General features: G+C 39.5%; 12 protein-coding genes. 5 read left to right on the forward strand and 7 right to left on the reverse strand.

Features of this window, described 5'->3' with window-relative positions; translation table 11 throughout:
• The first annotated feature begins 115 nt into the window (after nt 1–115).
• Nucleotides 116–685: a peptidylprolyl isomerase gene (locus RRG12_RS17410; protein ID WP_181928176.1), complete on the forward strand. Its 570-nt coding sequence runs from the start codon at nt 116–118 to the stop codon at nt 683–685.
• 72 nt (nt 686–757) lie between these two features.
• On the opposite strand, the gene mutS is transcribed toward RRG12_RS17410, so the two are convergent.
• Nucleotides 758–3,376, reverse strand: a complete 2,619-nt coding sequence (mutS, locus tag RRG12_RS17415; protein ID WP_420760146.1) for a DNA mismatch repair protein MutS — start codon at nt 3,374–3,376, stop codon at nt 758–760.
• Between the two features lie 690 nt (nt 3,377–4,066).
• Between mutS and RRG12_RS17420 the strand changes: the two genes are divergently transcribed.
• Nucleotides 4,067–5,290: a sensor histidine kinase gene (locus RRG12_RS17420; RefSeq protein WP_420760137.1), complete on the forward strand. Its 1,224-nt coding sequence runs from the start codon at nt 4,067–4,069 to the stop codon at nt 5,288–5,290.
• Between the two features lie 348 nt (nt 5,291–5,638).
• The gene (locus RRG12_RS17425) at nt 5,639–7,039 is read left to right on the forward strand and encodes an ATP-binding protein (protein ID WP_420760138.1); all 1,401 of its coding nucleotides are present in this window, start codon (nt 5,639–5,641) and stop codon (nt 7,037–7,039) included.
• Nucleotides 7,040–7,084: 45 nt separating this feature from the next.
• Here RRG12_RS17425 and RRG12_RS17430 read toward each other — a convergent pair whose 3' ends face one another.
• The 4 genes from RRG12_RS17430 to RRG12_RS17445 form a co-directional block, all read right to left on the reverse strand.
• Nucleotides 7,085–7,609: a hypothetical protein gene (locus RRG12_RS17430; RefSeq protein ID WP_420760139.1), complete on the reverse strand. Its 525-nt coding sequence runs from the start codon at nt 7,607–7,609 to the stop codon at nt 7,085–7,087.
• A gap of 8 nt (nt 7,610–7,617) precedes the next feature.
• Nucleotides 7,618–8,805 (reverse strand): AAA family ATPase, encoded by a 1,188-nt coding sequence (locus tag RRG12_RS17435; protein ID WP_420760140.1) that lies wholly within the window; start codon nt 8,803–8,805, stop codon nt 7,618–7,620.
• A 191-nt stretch (nt 8,806–8,996) separates the two neighbouring features.
• Nucleotides 8,997–10,598, reverse strand: a complete 1,602-nt coding sequence (locus RRG12_RS17440; protein ID WP_420760141.1) for an alkaline phosphatase D family protein — start codon at nt 10,596–10,598, stop codon at nt 8,997–8,999.
• A gap of 332 nt (nt 10,599–10,930) precedes the next feature.
• Entirely contained in the window at nt 10,931–12,112 is a 1,182-nt protein-coding gene (locus RRG12_RS17445; protein ID WP_420760142.1) for an aldo/keto reductase, read from the reverse strand.
• 809 nt (nt 12,113–12,921) lie between these two features.
• Between RRG12_RS17445 and RRG12_RS17450 the strand changes: the two genes are divergently transcribed.
• The gene (locus RRG12_RS17450; protein ID WP_069069769.1) at nt 12,922–13,692 is read left to right on the forward strand and encodes a hypothetical protein; all 771 of its coding nucleotides are present in this window, start codon (nt 12,922–12,924) and stop codon (nt 13,690–13,692) included.
• Between the two features lie 105 nt (nt 13,693–13,797).
• Here the strand turns inward: RRG12_RS17450 and RRG12_RS17455 are convergent, their stop codons facing one another.
• Nucleotides 13,798–14,652 carry a phosphate/phosphite/phosphonate ABC transporter substrate-binding protein gene (locus RRG12_RS17455; RefSeq protein WP_069069768.1) on the reverse strand — a complete coding sequence of 285 codons (855 nt, stop codon included), beginning with the start codon at nt 14,650–14,652 and terminating at the stop codon, nt 13,798–13,800.
• A gap of 180 nt (nt 14,653–14,832) precedes the next feature.
• Between RRG12_RS17455 and RRG12_RS17460 the strand changes: the two genes are divergently transcribed.
• Nucleotides 14,833–15,747: a c-type heme family protein gene (locus RRG12_RS17460; RefSeq protein WP_420760143.1), complete on the forward strand. Its 915-nt coding sequence runs from the start codon at nt 14,833–14,835 to the stop codon at nt 15,745–15,747.
• An 80-nt stretch (nt 15,748–15,827) separates the two neighbouring features.
• Here RRG12_RS17460 and RRG12_RS17465 read toward each other — a convergent pair whose 3' ends face one another.
• Nucleotides 15,828–17,207 (reverse strand): protein kinase domain-containing protein, encoded by a 1,380-nt coding sequence (locus RRG12_RS17465; protein ID WP_420760144.1) that lies wholly within the window; start codon nt 17,205–17,207, stop codon nt 15,828–15,830.
• Nucleotides 17,208–17,667: the final 460 nt, after the last annotated feature.

The following is a 17,667-nucleotide window of genomic DNA, read 5'->3' on the forward strand; positions in this document are numbered from 1 at the left end:
TTGTTGGCTCAAGTTTCCTGACTTCAGATTTTTTGTTATGTCTAAAGGCGGTAACTTGAATGCTGATAAACTTATATAGTTCAAATACTGGCACTTGTTAAAAGTAGGATATCTAATGAACTTTCCAGAAATTAATATTCCCGGTGATGGCAAGCTGCACGCTCGTTTAATTACTTCCTTGGGTGAAATTGTAGTTCGTTTGGAGGAAGAACGAACTCCTAATACCGTCAAAAACTTTGTCGGTCTAGCAACCGGAACAATCGACTGGAAAGACCCTAAAACTGGTGAATCTGGCAAGGGAACTCCAGCTTACGATGGGGTTCGTTTTCACCGCGTCATCCCTGATTTTATGATTCAGTGTGGCGATCCTCTAAGTCGTTATCTAGATACAGCCAGCCGATGGGGTACTGGTGGCCCAGGATATCAATTTGAGGATGAGTTTCATCCTGAATTGAGACATACTGGTGCAGGTATCCTGTCGATGGCTAATGCCGGACGCGGTACTAATGGTTCGCAATGGTTCATTACAGAAGCACCAACGCCTCACCTTGACAACAAACACAGTGTTTTTGGTGAAGTTGTCGAAGGTTTAGATGTAGTCAGCAAGATCGCTAATGTGCGTACAACTAGAGATCGTCCGAATCAAGAGGTTGTGTTACAAAAAGTAGAAATTTTTCGGCAGTAATTAACACCTCAGTTTGTAGTAAGCACTTTAGTGCTTAGAAAATAAGGACTAAAGTCCTTACTACGAACTTGCTTAACCATCAAGATTTTGTAGTCCCATCGCAATCTTGCTGTGTTTTTCAATTTGCCCCATAACTTGTTTTGCGCGTTGAATAACTACGGCTGGTAAACCCGCCAATCTTCCCGCTTCAATTCCATAAGACTTATCAGCACCTCCTGGTTGAACTTGGTGCAAAAAGATAATTTGGTCGGGTAATTCTTTCACCGTCACCTGATAGTTAGCCACATTCGGTATAATACTTGCCAGTTCATTTAACTCATGGTAATGGGTGGCAAAAATTGTGCGTGACCGAATATCAACTGCTATATATTCCGCCACCGCCCAAGCTATGGAAAGACCATCAAATGTTGCTGTACCGCGACCAATTTCATCTAATAATACTAACGATCTAGATGTGGCATGGTTGAGAATATTTGCCGTTTCATTCATTTCCACCATGAAGGTAGATTGACCAGTTGCAAGGTCATCTACTGCACCGACACGAGTGAAAATGCGATCGCATATTCCCAATCTAGCAAACCTCGCTGGTACAAAACTACCAATCTGCGCCATTAACTGAATCAATCCCACCTGACGCAAATAACAACTTTTGCCACTTGCGTTTGGCCCGGTGAGGATGATTAAGTCAGGGAATTGGGAGTGGGGAGTGGGGAGTGGGGGAATTTCTTCTTCACTACTGCCTACTCCCGATTCCCTACTCCCCAATTGCGTCGAATTCGGCACAAAGAAACCCGCAGGTAAAGACTGTTCCACCACCGGATGACGGCCGTCAACAATATTTATCTCTCGTCCTGACAACATTTCTGGACGACAGTAACCTTGATGCACCGCCAACTCAGCCAAACCACACAACACATCCGCCGCCGCCACTGCACGAGATAAATTGCGAATTACTTCCGCCTCTTGTGCTACCTCTTCCCGCAACGCCGTAAAAATCTCATATTCCAACTGATTTAAATCATCTCGCGCCGTCAAAATCCGGGCTTCTCGTTCCTTCAAATCTGGGGTGATGTAACGTTCCTCATTGGTCAGGGTTTGCTTGCGGATATAATTAGCGGGTACTTGGTCAGCTTTACTGCGGGAAATACTGATATAATAACCAAAAGTTTTGTTAAATCCTACCTTCAGTGTGGAAATTCCCGTCTTAGCTCTTTCATCAACTTCCAAGTTGGCAATCCACTGCTGGTCTGCTTCTACAGTCGCCTTTCTTTCATCCAACAGGGGATTTACACTAGGGCGAATTAATCCGCCTTCTTTAATTAGTATGGGTGGTGACTCTACAAGATGTGCGTGTAATTTTTGTGCCAATTCTTCCAACACACTTGGGACTTTCTGCAAAGCTTTCAGGAAAGGAGAACGCGTTTCAACTACTAAATTGGATAATTCTGGTAAGCGTGAGAGGGAATCTGCCAAAGCTACTAAATCTCTAGCATTAGCTGTACCAGAACCCGCCCTTCCGGTGAGGCGTTCCAAATCATAAATTTGGCGTAATAACTGCCGCAAATCTTGACGCAGGGGCGTATTTTCCATCAATTCTTGGATGGTATCTTGCCGCGACCGAATACCTTTAATATCAAGTAGCGGTTGCAATAACCACCGCCGCAAAGCCCGCCCACCCATCGCTGTACTCGTTTTATCTAACGCCCAAAGTAGGGAACCGTGAAAAGTGCCATCCCGGACGGTTTGGGTAATTTCCAAGTTACGGCGGGTTTGATTGTCAACAATTAAGTAGTCGGTGACGGTGTAGCTGCGGAGTCTTTGAAGGGTGACAGGGTTTTCTTTTTGAGTATCTTCCAAGTATTCTAAAAGCCCACCAGCGGCACGAACAGCGAGGGGAAGATGATCACAACCGAGTCCTTCGAGCGATCGCACCTTAAATTTCTGCAATAATCTAGGTCTAGCTTCGCCTTGAGAAAATGGAAGTTGCGATCGTAAACTATAACAAAATGATGGTGGTAAACACTGGGGGAGATGGGGCGAACTTTCTCCCGGACGCAGCAAACTACCCAAATCGGGCGCATTTGTCGGAACCAGCACCTCTGATGGTTGCAAACGCATTAATTCCTGTGTCAAATGTTCTAAATCACTACCTTGAGTAGTAAGAAATTCCCCTGTAGAGATGTCTGCATAGGCTAAACCCCAATGATTTGCGGCAATTACCACTGCTGCTAAGTAATTATTGCGACTGGATTTGAGCATTCCTTCTTCTAGCAAAGTGCCGGGTGTCAGAATGCGCGTTACTTCTCGCCGCACCAATCTCCCAGCAGCTTCAGAAGCATCTTCCACTTGGTCGCAAATTACCACCGCGTAGCCTTTTTCTACCAGCATCGTCGCGTAGCGTTCCCAAGCATGATGCGGAACACCAGACATCGCCACCCGTCCCTGTTCCCCAGCTTGCTTGCTAGTGAGGACTAATTCCAATTCTTGCGCGAGTTTTACAGCATCTTGGAAATAGCATTCAAAGAAATCTCCTACCCGATACAGCAATACGGCGTGAGGATATTTATCCTTCGTCTCGACATAATGCAAGTACATTTGACTTAGCTTACTGCGATCCACCTGTTGATGGTCAGAAATAAAAGTACTTGCATCGGGCTTGGTAGATGGAGTTTCGGAGTGAGAGGCGGTCATAGATGCTATCGAGTTACGCACAGAAATTCCACAATATCCGATGATAACGTGATGTGAAAGTTGAATTGCGATCGCTCAAGGATATTTTACCTTTATCTTAAAAATGGCGCTGAGACATTTGCCTAACATTGCTAGGACTAATAGCAATTCTATATGAAGCTGTATATTATTTATTTTCACCCCTCCCAACCTCTCCTGACTTTTCACGTTATGTGGAAAAGCCACGAAAAACATAACCCCCTTCCCTACGTTCGCGCAGCGTCTCGTTGGCGAAGTCTCTCGTAGAGAAGAGAGGGAAGGGGGAAAATTTCAAAGTCTCTCTGAGAGAGATTTAGAGAGAGGTTTTCCAGATACCGTAAAAAGTCAGCTTTTTATGAGTGTTCATAAAGAATTGATATAAGATTTATGCACACTTTACAAATTAACAAACTAAGCTTTTTGGCAATTTTGCATAATTTTTAATTGGTAACACTTACCCAGTCTAGAAAAGCATGGAATGCCTCAAAAGTACAAGAGATTCAACTCAACAGTATGTTGGCTTCTGCTTTCTAGACAAAAAGCAATTATAGAGTGAAAAGAGGCAGCGCATGAATGCACAAAATAATTGTGACACAAAAAATGATAAAACGTAGATATAGCAACATTTTATAGACCATTTATCAGTTTTTACGTCTATTTTGGCTCAATACCATGTTTAGTTCTCCAATTGTTCTATCTTTGATTATCATCCTGATTACTCTTGGCGCTTGGATAATGGGACTATCAATTGTCAAGACTCAAAAAATTCTCCAATTATTCAAGACAGAACCAGAGAAACTGAGTTGGAGAATCATGTTTTTATTAATGATTTTTTTTCTTGGTGGTTATTTGTTATGCATCTATTTAACAATTGAGAGGCTGATTGAATGGATACCATTGCTCACTGGCATGGTTTTCTTTTTCGGATCATTATTCGTATTTTTCAGTGTTACTATCTACTACCTTACACTGCAACGCTTGTTTCTAATACAGGAAAAATACCGCACAGCAAAAGAAAATGCAGAGTCAGCTTTATTTAAATTACAAGAAACTCAGCAAGCTCAAATGCAATTAATTCAACGCGAAACTATGTTAGCTTTGGGAACAATGGTTGCTGGAGTTGCCCACGAAATTAATAATCCAGTGAGTTTTATTCATGGGAATTTACAATATCTACATCAGTATAGCCATGACTTACTAAACCTTCTAGCAACTTATGCTTCTGTGTATCCAAATCCAGATGTCAAAATAGTCAAGGCTCTTGCTAACAGCGACCTGAACTTTATCCAGAGTGACTTGCCAAAGCTACTGAACTCGATGCAGGTTGGCACTACTCGTATTGGGGAGATTGTAGAATTGCTCTCAAATTTCTCACGTTTGAATGAAGCTGACTATAAAAAAGCTGATATTCATCAAGGGATTGATAGTACACTAGTCATTTTGCAGCATCGGCTTAATGCTTCTGCTAGTAATAGCAAACCTATTTCAGTGATTAAAGAGTACGGAAATATTCCTAAGATTTTTTGTAATCCTCGCTCTTTAAATCAAGTATTTCTAAATTTAATTAATAATGCAATTGATGCATTGATTAAAAAAGCAGCTACTCTCAGTCAAACTACAGATGAAATACCAACTATTCTGATTCGTACATTTCATTCTCAGGAAAATCAAATCACTATCTCAATTGTTGATAATGGTTGTGGCATGAGTGAAGAGATTTGCCGGAGTATTTTCAAACCTTTTTTTACTACTAAGCCCGTTGGTCAAGGAACTGGTTTAGGTTTGTCTATTAGCTATCAAATTATCGTTGAGCAACATGGTGGCTCTATCAAATGTACTTCCATTGTAAACCAGGAAACTAAAATCGATATTAGACTTCCAATTAAACAAGTATAAAATAGCAATTATCGTAATAATTTCCATTGTACAAAATAAAATATCCTGTGGGATATTTTTTTCTAAGCTTGTGCCTTAATGTTTATCCTCTGTAACCTCCTTCAACTGTGCATAAACTTCCTTTCAAGCTGATAAATAAAGCTTTTTAGCAATTTTTGCATAATTCTTAATTGGTATCACTTCTCCAGTCTAGAAAACTATGAGATGCCCTAATACCAATATTTTTATAGCACAACTGTGATTTTAAGCAGTAATCAGGGAAATATAAGTTTGGTTGACTTTGTAATTATTGCAATGCTTATTCGGGGTGTTAGCAGAAAGGTTATTTAAAGGTTAAGGGTTGAAAATATGTTGGCTATACATAGCATGACAAATGCTAATAATCTGAACTTGCGATTAGAGTCTACTTTGCAAGAATTACCACTCTGGTCTGTTTACTTCGATGCAAATAGTCCAGCAAATGATTTGAATAAACTTTTTAAGCAAGAGCCTTTACTACCAGGAATTATCCTGGTGAAAAATCATAACTATGTAGGGATGATTTCCCGGCAAAGATTTTTTGAACACATGAGCCGTCCCTATAGTTTCCCACTATTTTCTAAACGACCTGTGATCAATTTGATTAACTTTCTTCAGGCAGATGTGTGTGTAATTTCTGAAGACACGCTCATTGTAGAAGCAAATAAAGTAGCCTTGCAACGAGAACCTCAATTTGTATATGAGCCAATTTTGATAGAAACTCAGTTAGGTACCTATAAACTATTAGATTTTCATCAGTTACTTTTAGCCCACTCCCAAATTCATATTTTAACACTAGCTCAATTAGAGCAAGTAGAAGAACAATCTAAAATTGCTAAAAAAGGTTTTCGTAACCTTAAGAATAACTATACCCGATTAATTCAAAATGAAAAAATGGCTGCTTTGGGACAACTCGTTGCTGGCATTGCACATGAAATAAATAACCCTGTCAATTTTATTGCTGGCAACCTTGTTTATGCAATCAACTACACTCAAGATTTACTGGAATTAGTTAGCCTATACCAATACCATTATCCTACACCAGTAGCAGAAATTAAAGCTGCGATCGCAGAAATCGAACTAGATTTTTTAACTACTGATTTCCTCAACCTTCTTAATTCTATGAAATTTGGTACTGAGCGTATCCAAGAGATAGTACTTTCTTTACGTAACTTCTCTCGTCTCGATGAATCTGAGAAAAAAATAGTTGATATTCATGAAGGTATTGATAGCACTCTAATAATATTACAAAGCCGTTTAATAAATCAGCAAACAGGTCAAAAAATTACTGTTGATAAACAATATGGAAATATCCCCCCAGTAGAATGCTACGCTGGATTAATAAATCAAGTATTTATGAATATTTTAGCAAATGCAATTGATGCTATATTTGAGAGCGATGATGAGTCAAAATTGAGTTTTGAATCAACTTCTTCAACTCTCAAATTACCCTTAATTCGTATTCAGACTGAAGTCATAGATAACCAGCAAGTAGTTATTCGCATTGCCGATAACGGTATGGGAATTCCCAAGGATATACAAAAGCGATTATTTGACCCCTTTTTCACTACAAAACCCGTCGGGAAGGGTACTGGATTGGGGCTATCTATCAGCTATCAAATTGTTGTAGAAAAACATTGTGGTCAACTGCAATGTATATCTACTGCAAAAGAAGGAACTGAGTTTATTATCACAATTCCTGTCCAAATTAATTCATCACAAGTTAGTTGAAAAAGCTCTATTTTGATTGGGTAAATAGAGATGAATAAGGATATTTTACCCTTTTGTTCGGCTGCTACGACGTGTAGGTGGCTGTGGTGGAGGTGGTTCTTGAGATTTTAGCTTGTCATCGTCAGTCAAAAACTCCACATGGAAACCTTTTTGGTGGTAGTGCCAACCCAAGATTACAATACTGGCATCACCCATAGAAGTTTTTTCTACAGCTTGATTGGGAAATTTAGCGGCTAACTGTTTCAATTCTTCCTCTTCCCAAAGAACAATTTGCTCACGAAACTTAGCCCAAGGTGTTGTTTCATCAGCGGCATAAGTTATGATTTCGGCAAATTTTTGAGCCGCTATACGTTTACTTTCTGAATTTGCTGTTTTAGCCTGTGCAATGTGATTACCTGTTTCTATAACAGCAGCTAAAGGAAGTACCAGCGTGGTTCCTTTGGCAATTTCTGCTTCAATTTTCTGATTTACACACTCAAAATCCCAATCATTATTACCAGCAGTTTCTCTACCTGGAACTTCTAACCAAACACATAAAAGTGATGTATCTATGAGTAGCACCTTTCTCATATTAGTAACTATTCATTACGAGAAAGGCTTCTTTCAATCGCACCTTTAGTTGTCATATCACCCAAAGAATATGATGCGAATAACTTAGAAAAGTTATCAATATCTTCTAAAAGTGTAAGTTTGCTTTCTCCCGTTTCAGAATCGCGGTGTGCGACAACCACAAAAGGAACTATCTCTGGACCTAAAGCATCCAGTAAAGCTGGATTATGGGTAGTCAGTAAAATATCAATTTTTCTTTTGCTGCCAATTTCCCTTAGTATTCTGACTAGCAATTCCGCACGCGAAGGATGAAGGCCATTATCTATTTCTTCAATTACTAGCTGACTACCTTCTGGGCGTGTAAGTAATGCTGTGAGAATCGCTAGAAAACGTAAAGTTCCATCTGACATACTTCTAGCATCAATCTCTGTAATATGACCTGGTTTCCATTCTTCTTGACAGTAAAGCATGGCATCAGTACCAAATCTGCCAACCTTTTCTGCCCATACTTTCTGAATATCTCCTTCCGGCAAATCTTTGATATATCTAGACAGAGTTGCTTCTATCTCAGCTTTATTTTTTTCAGATAATGTTGCTAACACTCCTGCCATATTGGATGCATCACTTTCATATATCTCAGAAACTTTCACATAATCACGCATTTTAGATGGAATAGGATTTAAAATAAAAATATTTTCAATAGATTTTAAGATTTGATTAAGTATTATTTCTACTTGATCTTCTCCATCATCTAAAAAAGAAAAATTAATAACATCTAATTTTTTCTGTAATAAATTATATTCATAAATATGCTTATGTAAAAAATAACTATTAACATTTTTTTGCTCATATTCTGTGTCTTCTCTAGCAAGTGTAGAATTTTCCAAAATATGAGGAAAAGGTTTTGTCCCTACTGTAATACTATGAATATAATCACTACTATCGTTCTCAAACTGAACCACTACTTTTAGTGTAAATTTTGTTTCAGTTTGATATGCTGCCCACTCGATACCACCTCTAATGGATGGTAGTCTTTTGTCTCCTGCTAAAGCTACTTCAACCTTTTCACCTTGTACTATTCTCTTCAAAAATTCCAAAGCCTCGACTACATTAGATTTCCCACTTGCATTTGTACCAATCAGAACAGTCAATGGGTCAAGTGGAAGCTCGGCGTAACGGAAACTTTTCCAGTTTTCTAAAATGAGTTGCTTAAGCATGATCAACTCCAAAACTCTACCTACTTAAATTTAGCTCCTATCAATGGCGTTGGCAAAGCCCGCGGCAGGCATCGCACAAAGTTTTTTCATACTTCAATATCTCACTAAAAAACAGCAAAGCCAGCAGACAGAGTAAAAAATTGCGTCATTACTCTATCCAACTGGCTATATTTTGCTGTGATTTTGGCGATTTATTTTTCTGGTGGCAAATCTAGGCTGTAAACAATTTCGCCTGCCAAGTTACGCAATGTTACCGTCATCACCTTTGTATTTGCATTAATCTTGACTCCTCCAAAAAATTGCAAACCTTCACTTGGAGGTCGATTTGCTTTCGTACCTGGAGGAAGGCTTTGAAATACTAATTGTGGGCCAAAAGTATTTTCCAATTGGTTGGGGCCAAATGTGCCAGAGTTAAGGGGCCCAGCGACGAACTCCCAAAAAGGCTTGAAGTCGGTAAACTGTGCTTTGGCGGGGTTGTAATAGTGGGCTGCTGCGTAATGTACATCAGCAGTTAACCAAACAACATTCTGGATATTTTTGTTTTTGATAAATCGTAATAAATCGGCAAGTTCTAATTCTCTTCCTAAAGCCGGGCCGTCTCCATTTGCCCAAGCTTCAAAATCAGTGCTACCGTCTCGAATTATCAAACCCAAAGGCATATCACTAGCAATCACTTTCCATGTTGCTTTTGATGACAGCAATTGCCTTTTCAACCATTGCAATTGTTTTCTGCTCAAAAACTCTGTTTCTTCACTTGGTGCTGGCTGACGATTGGGAGTATTTGGGCCCCGGTAGGTGCGCTCATCCAGCATGAAAATGTCTAATAATGGGCCATAGTTGAAAGAGCGATAAATTCTTGCTTGCTCTGGATTATTGGTTGGATACCCAATAGGTAAATATTCCAAAAATGCTTGTCTTCCTCTTTGGGCTAGCAAGTTAACATCCTTAACTGTGTAGCGATTATCGTTTAAAAGAAATTCACCAGGATACCAGTTATTTGTGGTTTCGTGGTCGTCCCACTGTGCCAATATGGGAACTTCAGCGTTGAAACGCTTGATGTTTTCATCCAGCAAATTGTAGATATAGTTTCCACGAAATTCAGTGAGAGTTTCTGCTACTTTTGATTTTTCTGGTGTAGTGATATTTCTCCAAATAGTGCCGTCGTCTAGGATAACTTCTGATTGAATTGGGCCATCGGCATAAATATTATCGCCAGAATGGATAAAAAAGTCGGGATTAAGTTGGCGCATAGTTTCATAAATTTTCATCCCACCAAAATCAGGATTAATCCCCCATCCTTGACCGGCAGTGTCGCCACCCCAAACAAAGAATATATCTCGTCCATATTTGGGGGGAGTTCGGAAAGTGCCATAAAAGGGAGCGCTGTAAGTACCTTGATAATCTAAATCTTGGAAAATCACCCGATAAAATAATTTTTGGTCTGGGGGTAGATTCTTCAGATAAAGTCGTGCTGTAAAGTCGCTATTTTTTAAAGCGTTAGGCCCCACAACTCGCTGCACGTTGCGAAAAGACTCGCTGTTAGAATATTCTACGATCATTTTTGCGGGGCGATCGCTCCTACTCCAAATTACGATGCTATCGTTAGATATATCTCCGCTAGCTACGCCATAAGGTATGGCAGGACGCATTTTATCAGAGGTAATAATTGCAGGCGCTTGGGCAAAAACTGGTGATTTTGATACAAGATTTGTGGAAATAATTCCACCGGCTGTGATAGCCGAACGTAGCAAAAACTGACGACGGTTTAACTTTAATGGGTGATGAGATTCCATACTAAATAATAGCAAGCTTAAACTAAGGTATTACAGGATAAGTGTTTACCATATTTTGTTATGGTAATAAGTAAAGATTGAGTTATCTAAGGGTTAATAAAACAATTTAACCTTAGAAAATATTTATCAAACTTTGCTTAGTCTGGTTGATTCTCAACTGCGTAATTTATAAGCTTTGCGAATAAGACAAACACATCTAGAGTTAGATGTGTTTGTCTTGCATAATTGATGTAAATCCACCTACAATCTCAATTTAATTGATAGGTACTCTAATGAGCTATCAAGTTAGGGATAGAATTGCATAAAAACATTCAAAGTCCCTAACTTCACATTTACTGCTGAGATAAACGCTGCACTTCTTCACCCACTAACATCTGATGGGCTTGTGCCAAAACTTTTGGTATTTTATCAGCGTGGGGACTGCGAGCAAGAGATTGGCGCAAGTCTAATTCTTCTAGTCCTTCAGCTTTATTGCCAGGAAACCAGTGATTGCCGTTGCCAAGCAGGTTGTAGCGCATTTTAGCATAATCTACCAGGTCGTAAGCGATCGCAAGATTCCGTAGCCACAAAATCACCCGAATATTTATCTCACCAGGGGTTTCCTTAAAGGTTGGTAGATTTGTCTCCCAGGATTTTACCCAATCTTCTCCCAAAGTAGCGATCGCTTCTGACTCCAACCTTGCTAAAATTGATGGCAAAATTGACGATGCCTGATCTATTAATTCTAAAGTCTTCAGATGTTCATCAAAATCTTGTGGTTTGGCTGCTCCCAAACTTAGAGTATGCACCTCTTGATGACTCAAACAAAACAAATCATTAAACACCATTGGACTCAAAGGAGCGCAAAGATTTACTAATTTTTGTGGAGGTTCATACAACAAACCTCCTTTATTCGATGGGCTAATGATAAATACCCCCATATCGTGGCGTTTAGCTGCTTCAATTGCCGCCCAATTCCATTGATTTATGTAGTACCAGTGCAGGTTAACGTAATCAAATAGATTGGTATTAATTGTCTCCACAATTAACTCTGTTGAGCCATGTGTAGAAAAACCAATAAATCTAACTTTTCCCTCAGCTTGCAACTGCTGTGCTACTTCTAAACAGCCACCGGGACGAATGCTATAATCTAACGACTCCGCATGATTGATGCCGTGTAACCCTAAAAGGTCAACATAATCTAGCTGGAGATTTTTCAATGATTGTTCAAACGTCTGGCGAAATTCTTTCGCATCTGCCGTTGGACTGATTTTAGTCTGAACAATCAACTTTTCACGGGAAAATTGAGGTAGAACCCTTCCCAATTGCATTTCGGAAGTGCCATAACCACGAGCAGTTTCAATATGATTAATCCCAACCTCGACAGCCCTTCTAATAGTCGCTTCGAGATTCGCCTGGTTATCGGCAGGAATTTCATCATTGGGAACATCCTGCCATTTAAACTGATATCTCATGCCACCGCAGGAAAACACTGGCATCTGTAATTCTGTACGTCCAAATCGTCTATATAACATCAGTGGATTGTGGATTGCTTATCAACTTCAAATCTAAAAACGACAGTCATTCGAGCTTTTAGTGGCACAATAATTACCTCTGTTTAATCTGTGACCAAGCAAGATTCATCGCATCATTAAATCGGTCAAGTCTTTTATTTATTTGACTGTGATCAGTATTCCAGTTCCACAGAGTCATTATCTCATCCTATAACAATTCCTGAATTTACTTGCGTGGGCAGTGAACAAAGAATACGTCAACCTCCTTTGTTCAACAATCACAACCAAGTTCTTAGCTAGAATTTACACAATTGACATTCCCACGACTGCCCAAATATAGCGCAAGCCTCATTTAGAAAGAAAGCCGTGGGATTCTTGAATCAAAGGGATTCTAGTAAACTTACCTTCCTCACCCATCGTAAAGTTTAGTTGCAAAAAGAATCCCTCCTATCTATAAAGTGATATTTTAATTATTGAAGCTACTAAATAAGCTTCCCTGGCAGATATAACAGCTGCGTATGGAATGTAATAAGAGGTAAAAGACGCTGTTTAACTTACATCTGTCTCGTCAAAAAACAGCAACACCCAACGCGAAAACTGCTATTTCCTCAAATATGGAAGATTAGGGGGCGCTGTGACTGGTTTTCATAACTTGTTTACACAAGCAATGAAAGTTAGTACATCCCTGGCTATGATAAACAATGAGAGGAGATGGTTCAGCGAGTAGAGGTTTGGGTGTTGTTGTGTTTAAAGAGAAGTCTGAAATAGTGACTACTCTTGGTGTAAGATTATACTAAGTTTAATAAGAGAAACAGTTTAAATAGCGCCTTATGTCAATTATTGCGCTCAGAGCGTGGTATCTACAGGATTATGAGCCGATTCCAGAACTGGAAAAACGTCCGCCAGACATTCGCTTAAGCAAAAAAAGTCTGCTGAAATCAGCATTGCGAGCAGACTTTTTGGAAGAAAGTGACGAAGTTAAAAAATCAACTTGGTTTGGGCGCTATCTGGAAGGGGAAAATATTGAATTTTATGTAGAAGGTAGTGGTGGTTATTGCGTCTCTAATATTGACTTAATTAGTCATGAAATTTATTTTACCAAGCAAGCGGTGTTGGCTCAGTTAGAACCAACGATTTTTTTATCCTGTCAAACTGAGTATGCCGAAGCGACAAATGTTCTTAGAGAAGAACTGCGAGAAAGTTTGGACAGTTTAAACTTGCGATCGCGCCTTCCGTTAACATTGGTAGAATCATCTCGTCCCAGCGGTGCTACTTTCCGAATTAACCGCACGATCATGCGAAAAATCCGTAAAAGTTTATTATTTGTCGCTGACACCACCCCCATTGCTAGTATTGATGGGAAAGAAACCCCCCAATTAATTCCCAGTCCGAATGTCTGTATTGAAATTGGCTATGCCATCCAAAGTAAGCGTTCTGAACAGATTCTACTAGCACAAATGCAACGTCCAGACTTTGAAGGGCAATTTCCCTTCGACTTACCCACACAGCAGATTTTGCAATTCCAAGACACCACAGAACTGAATAAAATCCTGACAGGAACAATTGAAAGCCAGCTAGCACGATTTAAATTATTTTTTTGAGCAAGGTGATAGGTATTGGGCATGGGGCATTGGGCATGGGGCATTGGATTATGCTAGATGATCATTTTCATTTATTGACAAATGACCAATGACAAATGACAAATCTTAAAATAAACGCACAGGTTTTTTTTCTAGTAGAGAAGTAATCGAGCTTACCCGATCAACCACAGAAATCATGTATCTGTAATCTGGTACTTGCCCATTGGGTACATAGCCCACTTCTTGAGCTAAATCTGAAGGCGCATCACTCATTACTTTGCGAATAAACTCTTGACGGTTCCGCTCTACATTTGGCCCAATCAAGACCACACCTAATGGTACATAGTGAGGGTCTTTAAATAGTATGCGAAATTCGGTTGGGGCCAACTGCGAAGCATGGAGACTCAATTCCGCCTCCGAGACAGCACAGGCGATCGCTTTTCCTTGGGCGACCAACTCCAGCGCAGCTTTGGGTGTGGGTGCAAACAGGATGTCAGCTAGTGTTGTACCATAAAGATTGTAAAGTGGAAAATAATATCCTGTAGCTGAACCTAACTGCCCTAAAGCCACTATTTGACCTTGTAACTGCTTCAACTCGGTGATCGGACTCTCTTTGCGAACAACGAAAATTGAGCGCAGATTATTAATACCGATTAAAGGAAATAGAGGAAGATATTGATACCGTGCGATCGCAATAGCCGCTAAACCCGGTGGCGCAAATACCAATGACCAAGCACGAGCTGCAAGGCGCTCAACTGCTTTATTTTCATTAAAAACAGGCTCTAGCTGAATATATGACTTTGTTTTTTCACCTAAGTAATTATTAAACCTAGCATATTGGTTAATTATCTGTTCACCACCACCATAATTGATAACACCAACAGTTAAAGCACCCTCAAATTTCTTGGGTGATTGGCAGGCAGTAAATGTTAAGCCTAGCAGATTAAACAGAAAGAAACGACGGGGAAATCGCAAAGACATCACTAATTATGGTAAGAAAATAAATTGGCTTTCAGGACTAATTTAGATAAGTTTGAATACTGCCTAAATAGCTTATATTACGGCAAAAAATTAATATTTATTTAAATATTGTTAAGTTGTTTTTTAACAGGTATAAATAAATATTATACAAACTCAGATACCACCTTCGTTGGTTAGGTTATGTTGAACAAAATTACGTTAAGAAACTTGAAAATAGGTGCTAAATTTAACTTACTTTTAATATTAGTTTTCATAGTCAGTATTTTAGGAAGTGGCGTTGCCTTATCCAGTGTACTTCAAGGGAGAGCGCAAAATGAAGTGGTTTCTCAAGCGCAGATTCTCATCCAAATGGTAAACGCAGTTAGAAACTATACACAAAATCGCATAGACCCATTATTATCGCCTAGACTAGAAACTAATCCAACCTTCATTCCTGAAACCGTTCCAACTTTTTCTTCTAAAGAGGTTTTTGAAAATTTTCGGAAAAAGCCGGAATATAAAAACTTTTTTCATAAAGATGCAACACTTAATCCCACTAACTTAGCGGATAAAGCTGATAGTTTTGAAGCTCAACTTGTAGAGCGTTTTCGTAACGAACCCAACACTCTAGAAATTACTGGCTTTCGTAACTTGTCAGAAAATGAAGTATTTTACATTGCTCGGCCACTAAAGATTACACAGCAGCAATGTCTGCGATGTCATTCTACACCAGATCAGGCTCCCAAGAGTCAGTTGGCAACTTATGGCTCAGAAAATGGTTTTGGCTGGCAACTCAATCAGATTGTCTCTGCTCAAATCATCTCTGTTCCCTCTGAAGAAATTTTTGCCAATGCCAAACGGACTTGGATATTGATAATGGGACTTTTAATTACGATCTTTGCGATCGTAGTTTTCTTAATTAACTTCTTAATCAAAAAATATGTAATTCAGCGCATCAGAAGAATAGAGAAAATAGCCCAAAAGGTTAGCATTGGTGATATGAGCGCTGATTTTGAAGAAACCTCTAATGATGAAATTGGTGGGTTAGCAGAGGCATTTAATCGGATGAAAGCTAGCTTAAAAATAGCTATGGAGATGTTGAATAACCAGAGCTAATAATTCGTAATACTTCGGCTACGCTCAGTACAAGTTCGTAATTCGTAATTCACTGAGAGAAAAACGCAATATTTAAAAAATCAAGAGATTAAGCGTTGCTGAAATTGTAAAGCTTTTTGAGATTCGGGAATTTGTGATGCTAAAATTTTTACAAATTCTGTACGAGAAATTTGTCCAGAAGATTTAACAGCTTTTTGCACTAAGAACTTAGCTATTGGGCCAATTAAATCAGCCAACTCCCGCTCACACTGATGCACAAAGCTGTCACTGATTAATTGAGGTTCTTGGCTTGGTAAAATATTTGACTTAATTTCAGATTTAACAGTAAATTCTTGTAGTAGAGTAGGTTTCTCTAGAAGGAAAGTTGTTTTCTTCTTAAAATCAATTTGTTGATTTCCTCTGAGATGAAGACCCAATTGATTAATTAATTCTTCAAGGTTAGGCGCTGATGCCGCAACTTGTCGTAGTAATCTTGAGGCAACAGGGCCAACAAATTCTAAAAGAATTTTTTCTAGGCGGTTGTAGTTTTCCGCAGACAAGATAGAAGCAGACTGATACCCAATTGAGTTTTCTTGAGAAAGTGAAGCTTGAGGCGGCTGTGTAAAAAATGCTGGTTGAGGTAATGGCGTTTCTACTTTCGTATCGAGATGTTTAAGTGCCTGTAGAACTTCAGCCGCAGACTGATAGCGCTGTTTGAAGTGGTGTAGCACCATCTTAGATAGCACAGATGCCAATTCAGAACTGACGTTAGCTTGATGCTGCCAAGAAATTTCTCCTGTATCTGGATCTTCCTCAAAGTTTATAGGATGTAACCCCGTCAGCGATTGAATAGCAATAATTCCCAAGGAATAAATATCACTGTTGGGGCGGGGCTTACCTTGCCCTTGTTCTGTAGACATATATCCTGGGGTGCCAATGATAATAGTAGCCCCCGTGCGCCCTGGACTTGTAAGCAGTTGAGTTTGGACTTGTTTTACTGCGCCAAAGTCAATCAGCACTAACTTGCCGTCTTGTTGCCGTCTGATTATATTATCCGGCTTGATATCTCGATGGATAACATTGTGGCTGTGAATAAATTGCAGAATACCCAAAACCTGTTGGAGGAGTTGAATTACTCGATCTTGCGTCCAATGTTGATTGGGGAACAGTTCTGCTTTCAGAGTTTGCCCTTCAATGAACTCTTGCACCAAGAAAAACTCTTGGTTATCTTCAAAATAGGCTAAAAGCCGAGGAATCTGGTCATGGTTGCCCAGTTGTTCTAGTGTTTCTGCCTCATTGCTAAATAGCCGTCTGGCAGTTTCAAGAAATTCAGGGCTACGAGTGACGGGCTTAAGGTGTTTGACAACGCATTTCGGGAAACCTGGCCGATGAGTATCTTGGGCTATGTAGGTTTGACCAAATCCACCTCCACCTAAAACCTGGAGGACTTGGTAACGTCCGTCTAATAATTGTCCTAACATTGTGTCACAAGCCTTAATTCCTCAAATTCATCTTGGCACAACTACCAGCTTTAGTAAGGTTTGTGGAGAGGGAAAGTAGGTAGGTAGTGCTGAGATTTCAAGTTTTTTAAGAATTTAGGACTTACGCATTGACACCAAAGACAAAGCATTTAGAGCTTGAAAAAGCACGTCTGTCGTAGGGGTAAAGCACATTGCTCATAGGTGTCAACTTAAGCGAGAAATAGCTTCGATGCGGGCTTCATAACCCGCCAGAGAATGAATTCTCTGGCTCATAGCTAAAGTCTACTGAAGTAGACTGAATATTTTTGGGGATATCTAGTCATCTTCAGATGACTTTAGCTATGAGACAGGGATTTACAATCCCTGGCGGACGTGCGGTTTCGCGTTAAGTTGACACCAATGAGCAGTGCTTTACCCCTACAGAAAACTCTATATGTATCAAGATTTTCATGAAATTGTA

The sequence above is a fragment of the Nostoc sp. CALU 546 genome (assembly GCF_048836525.1).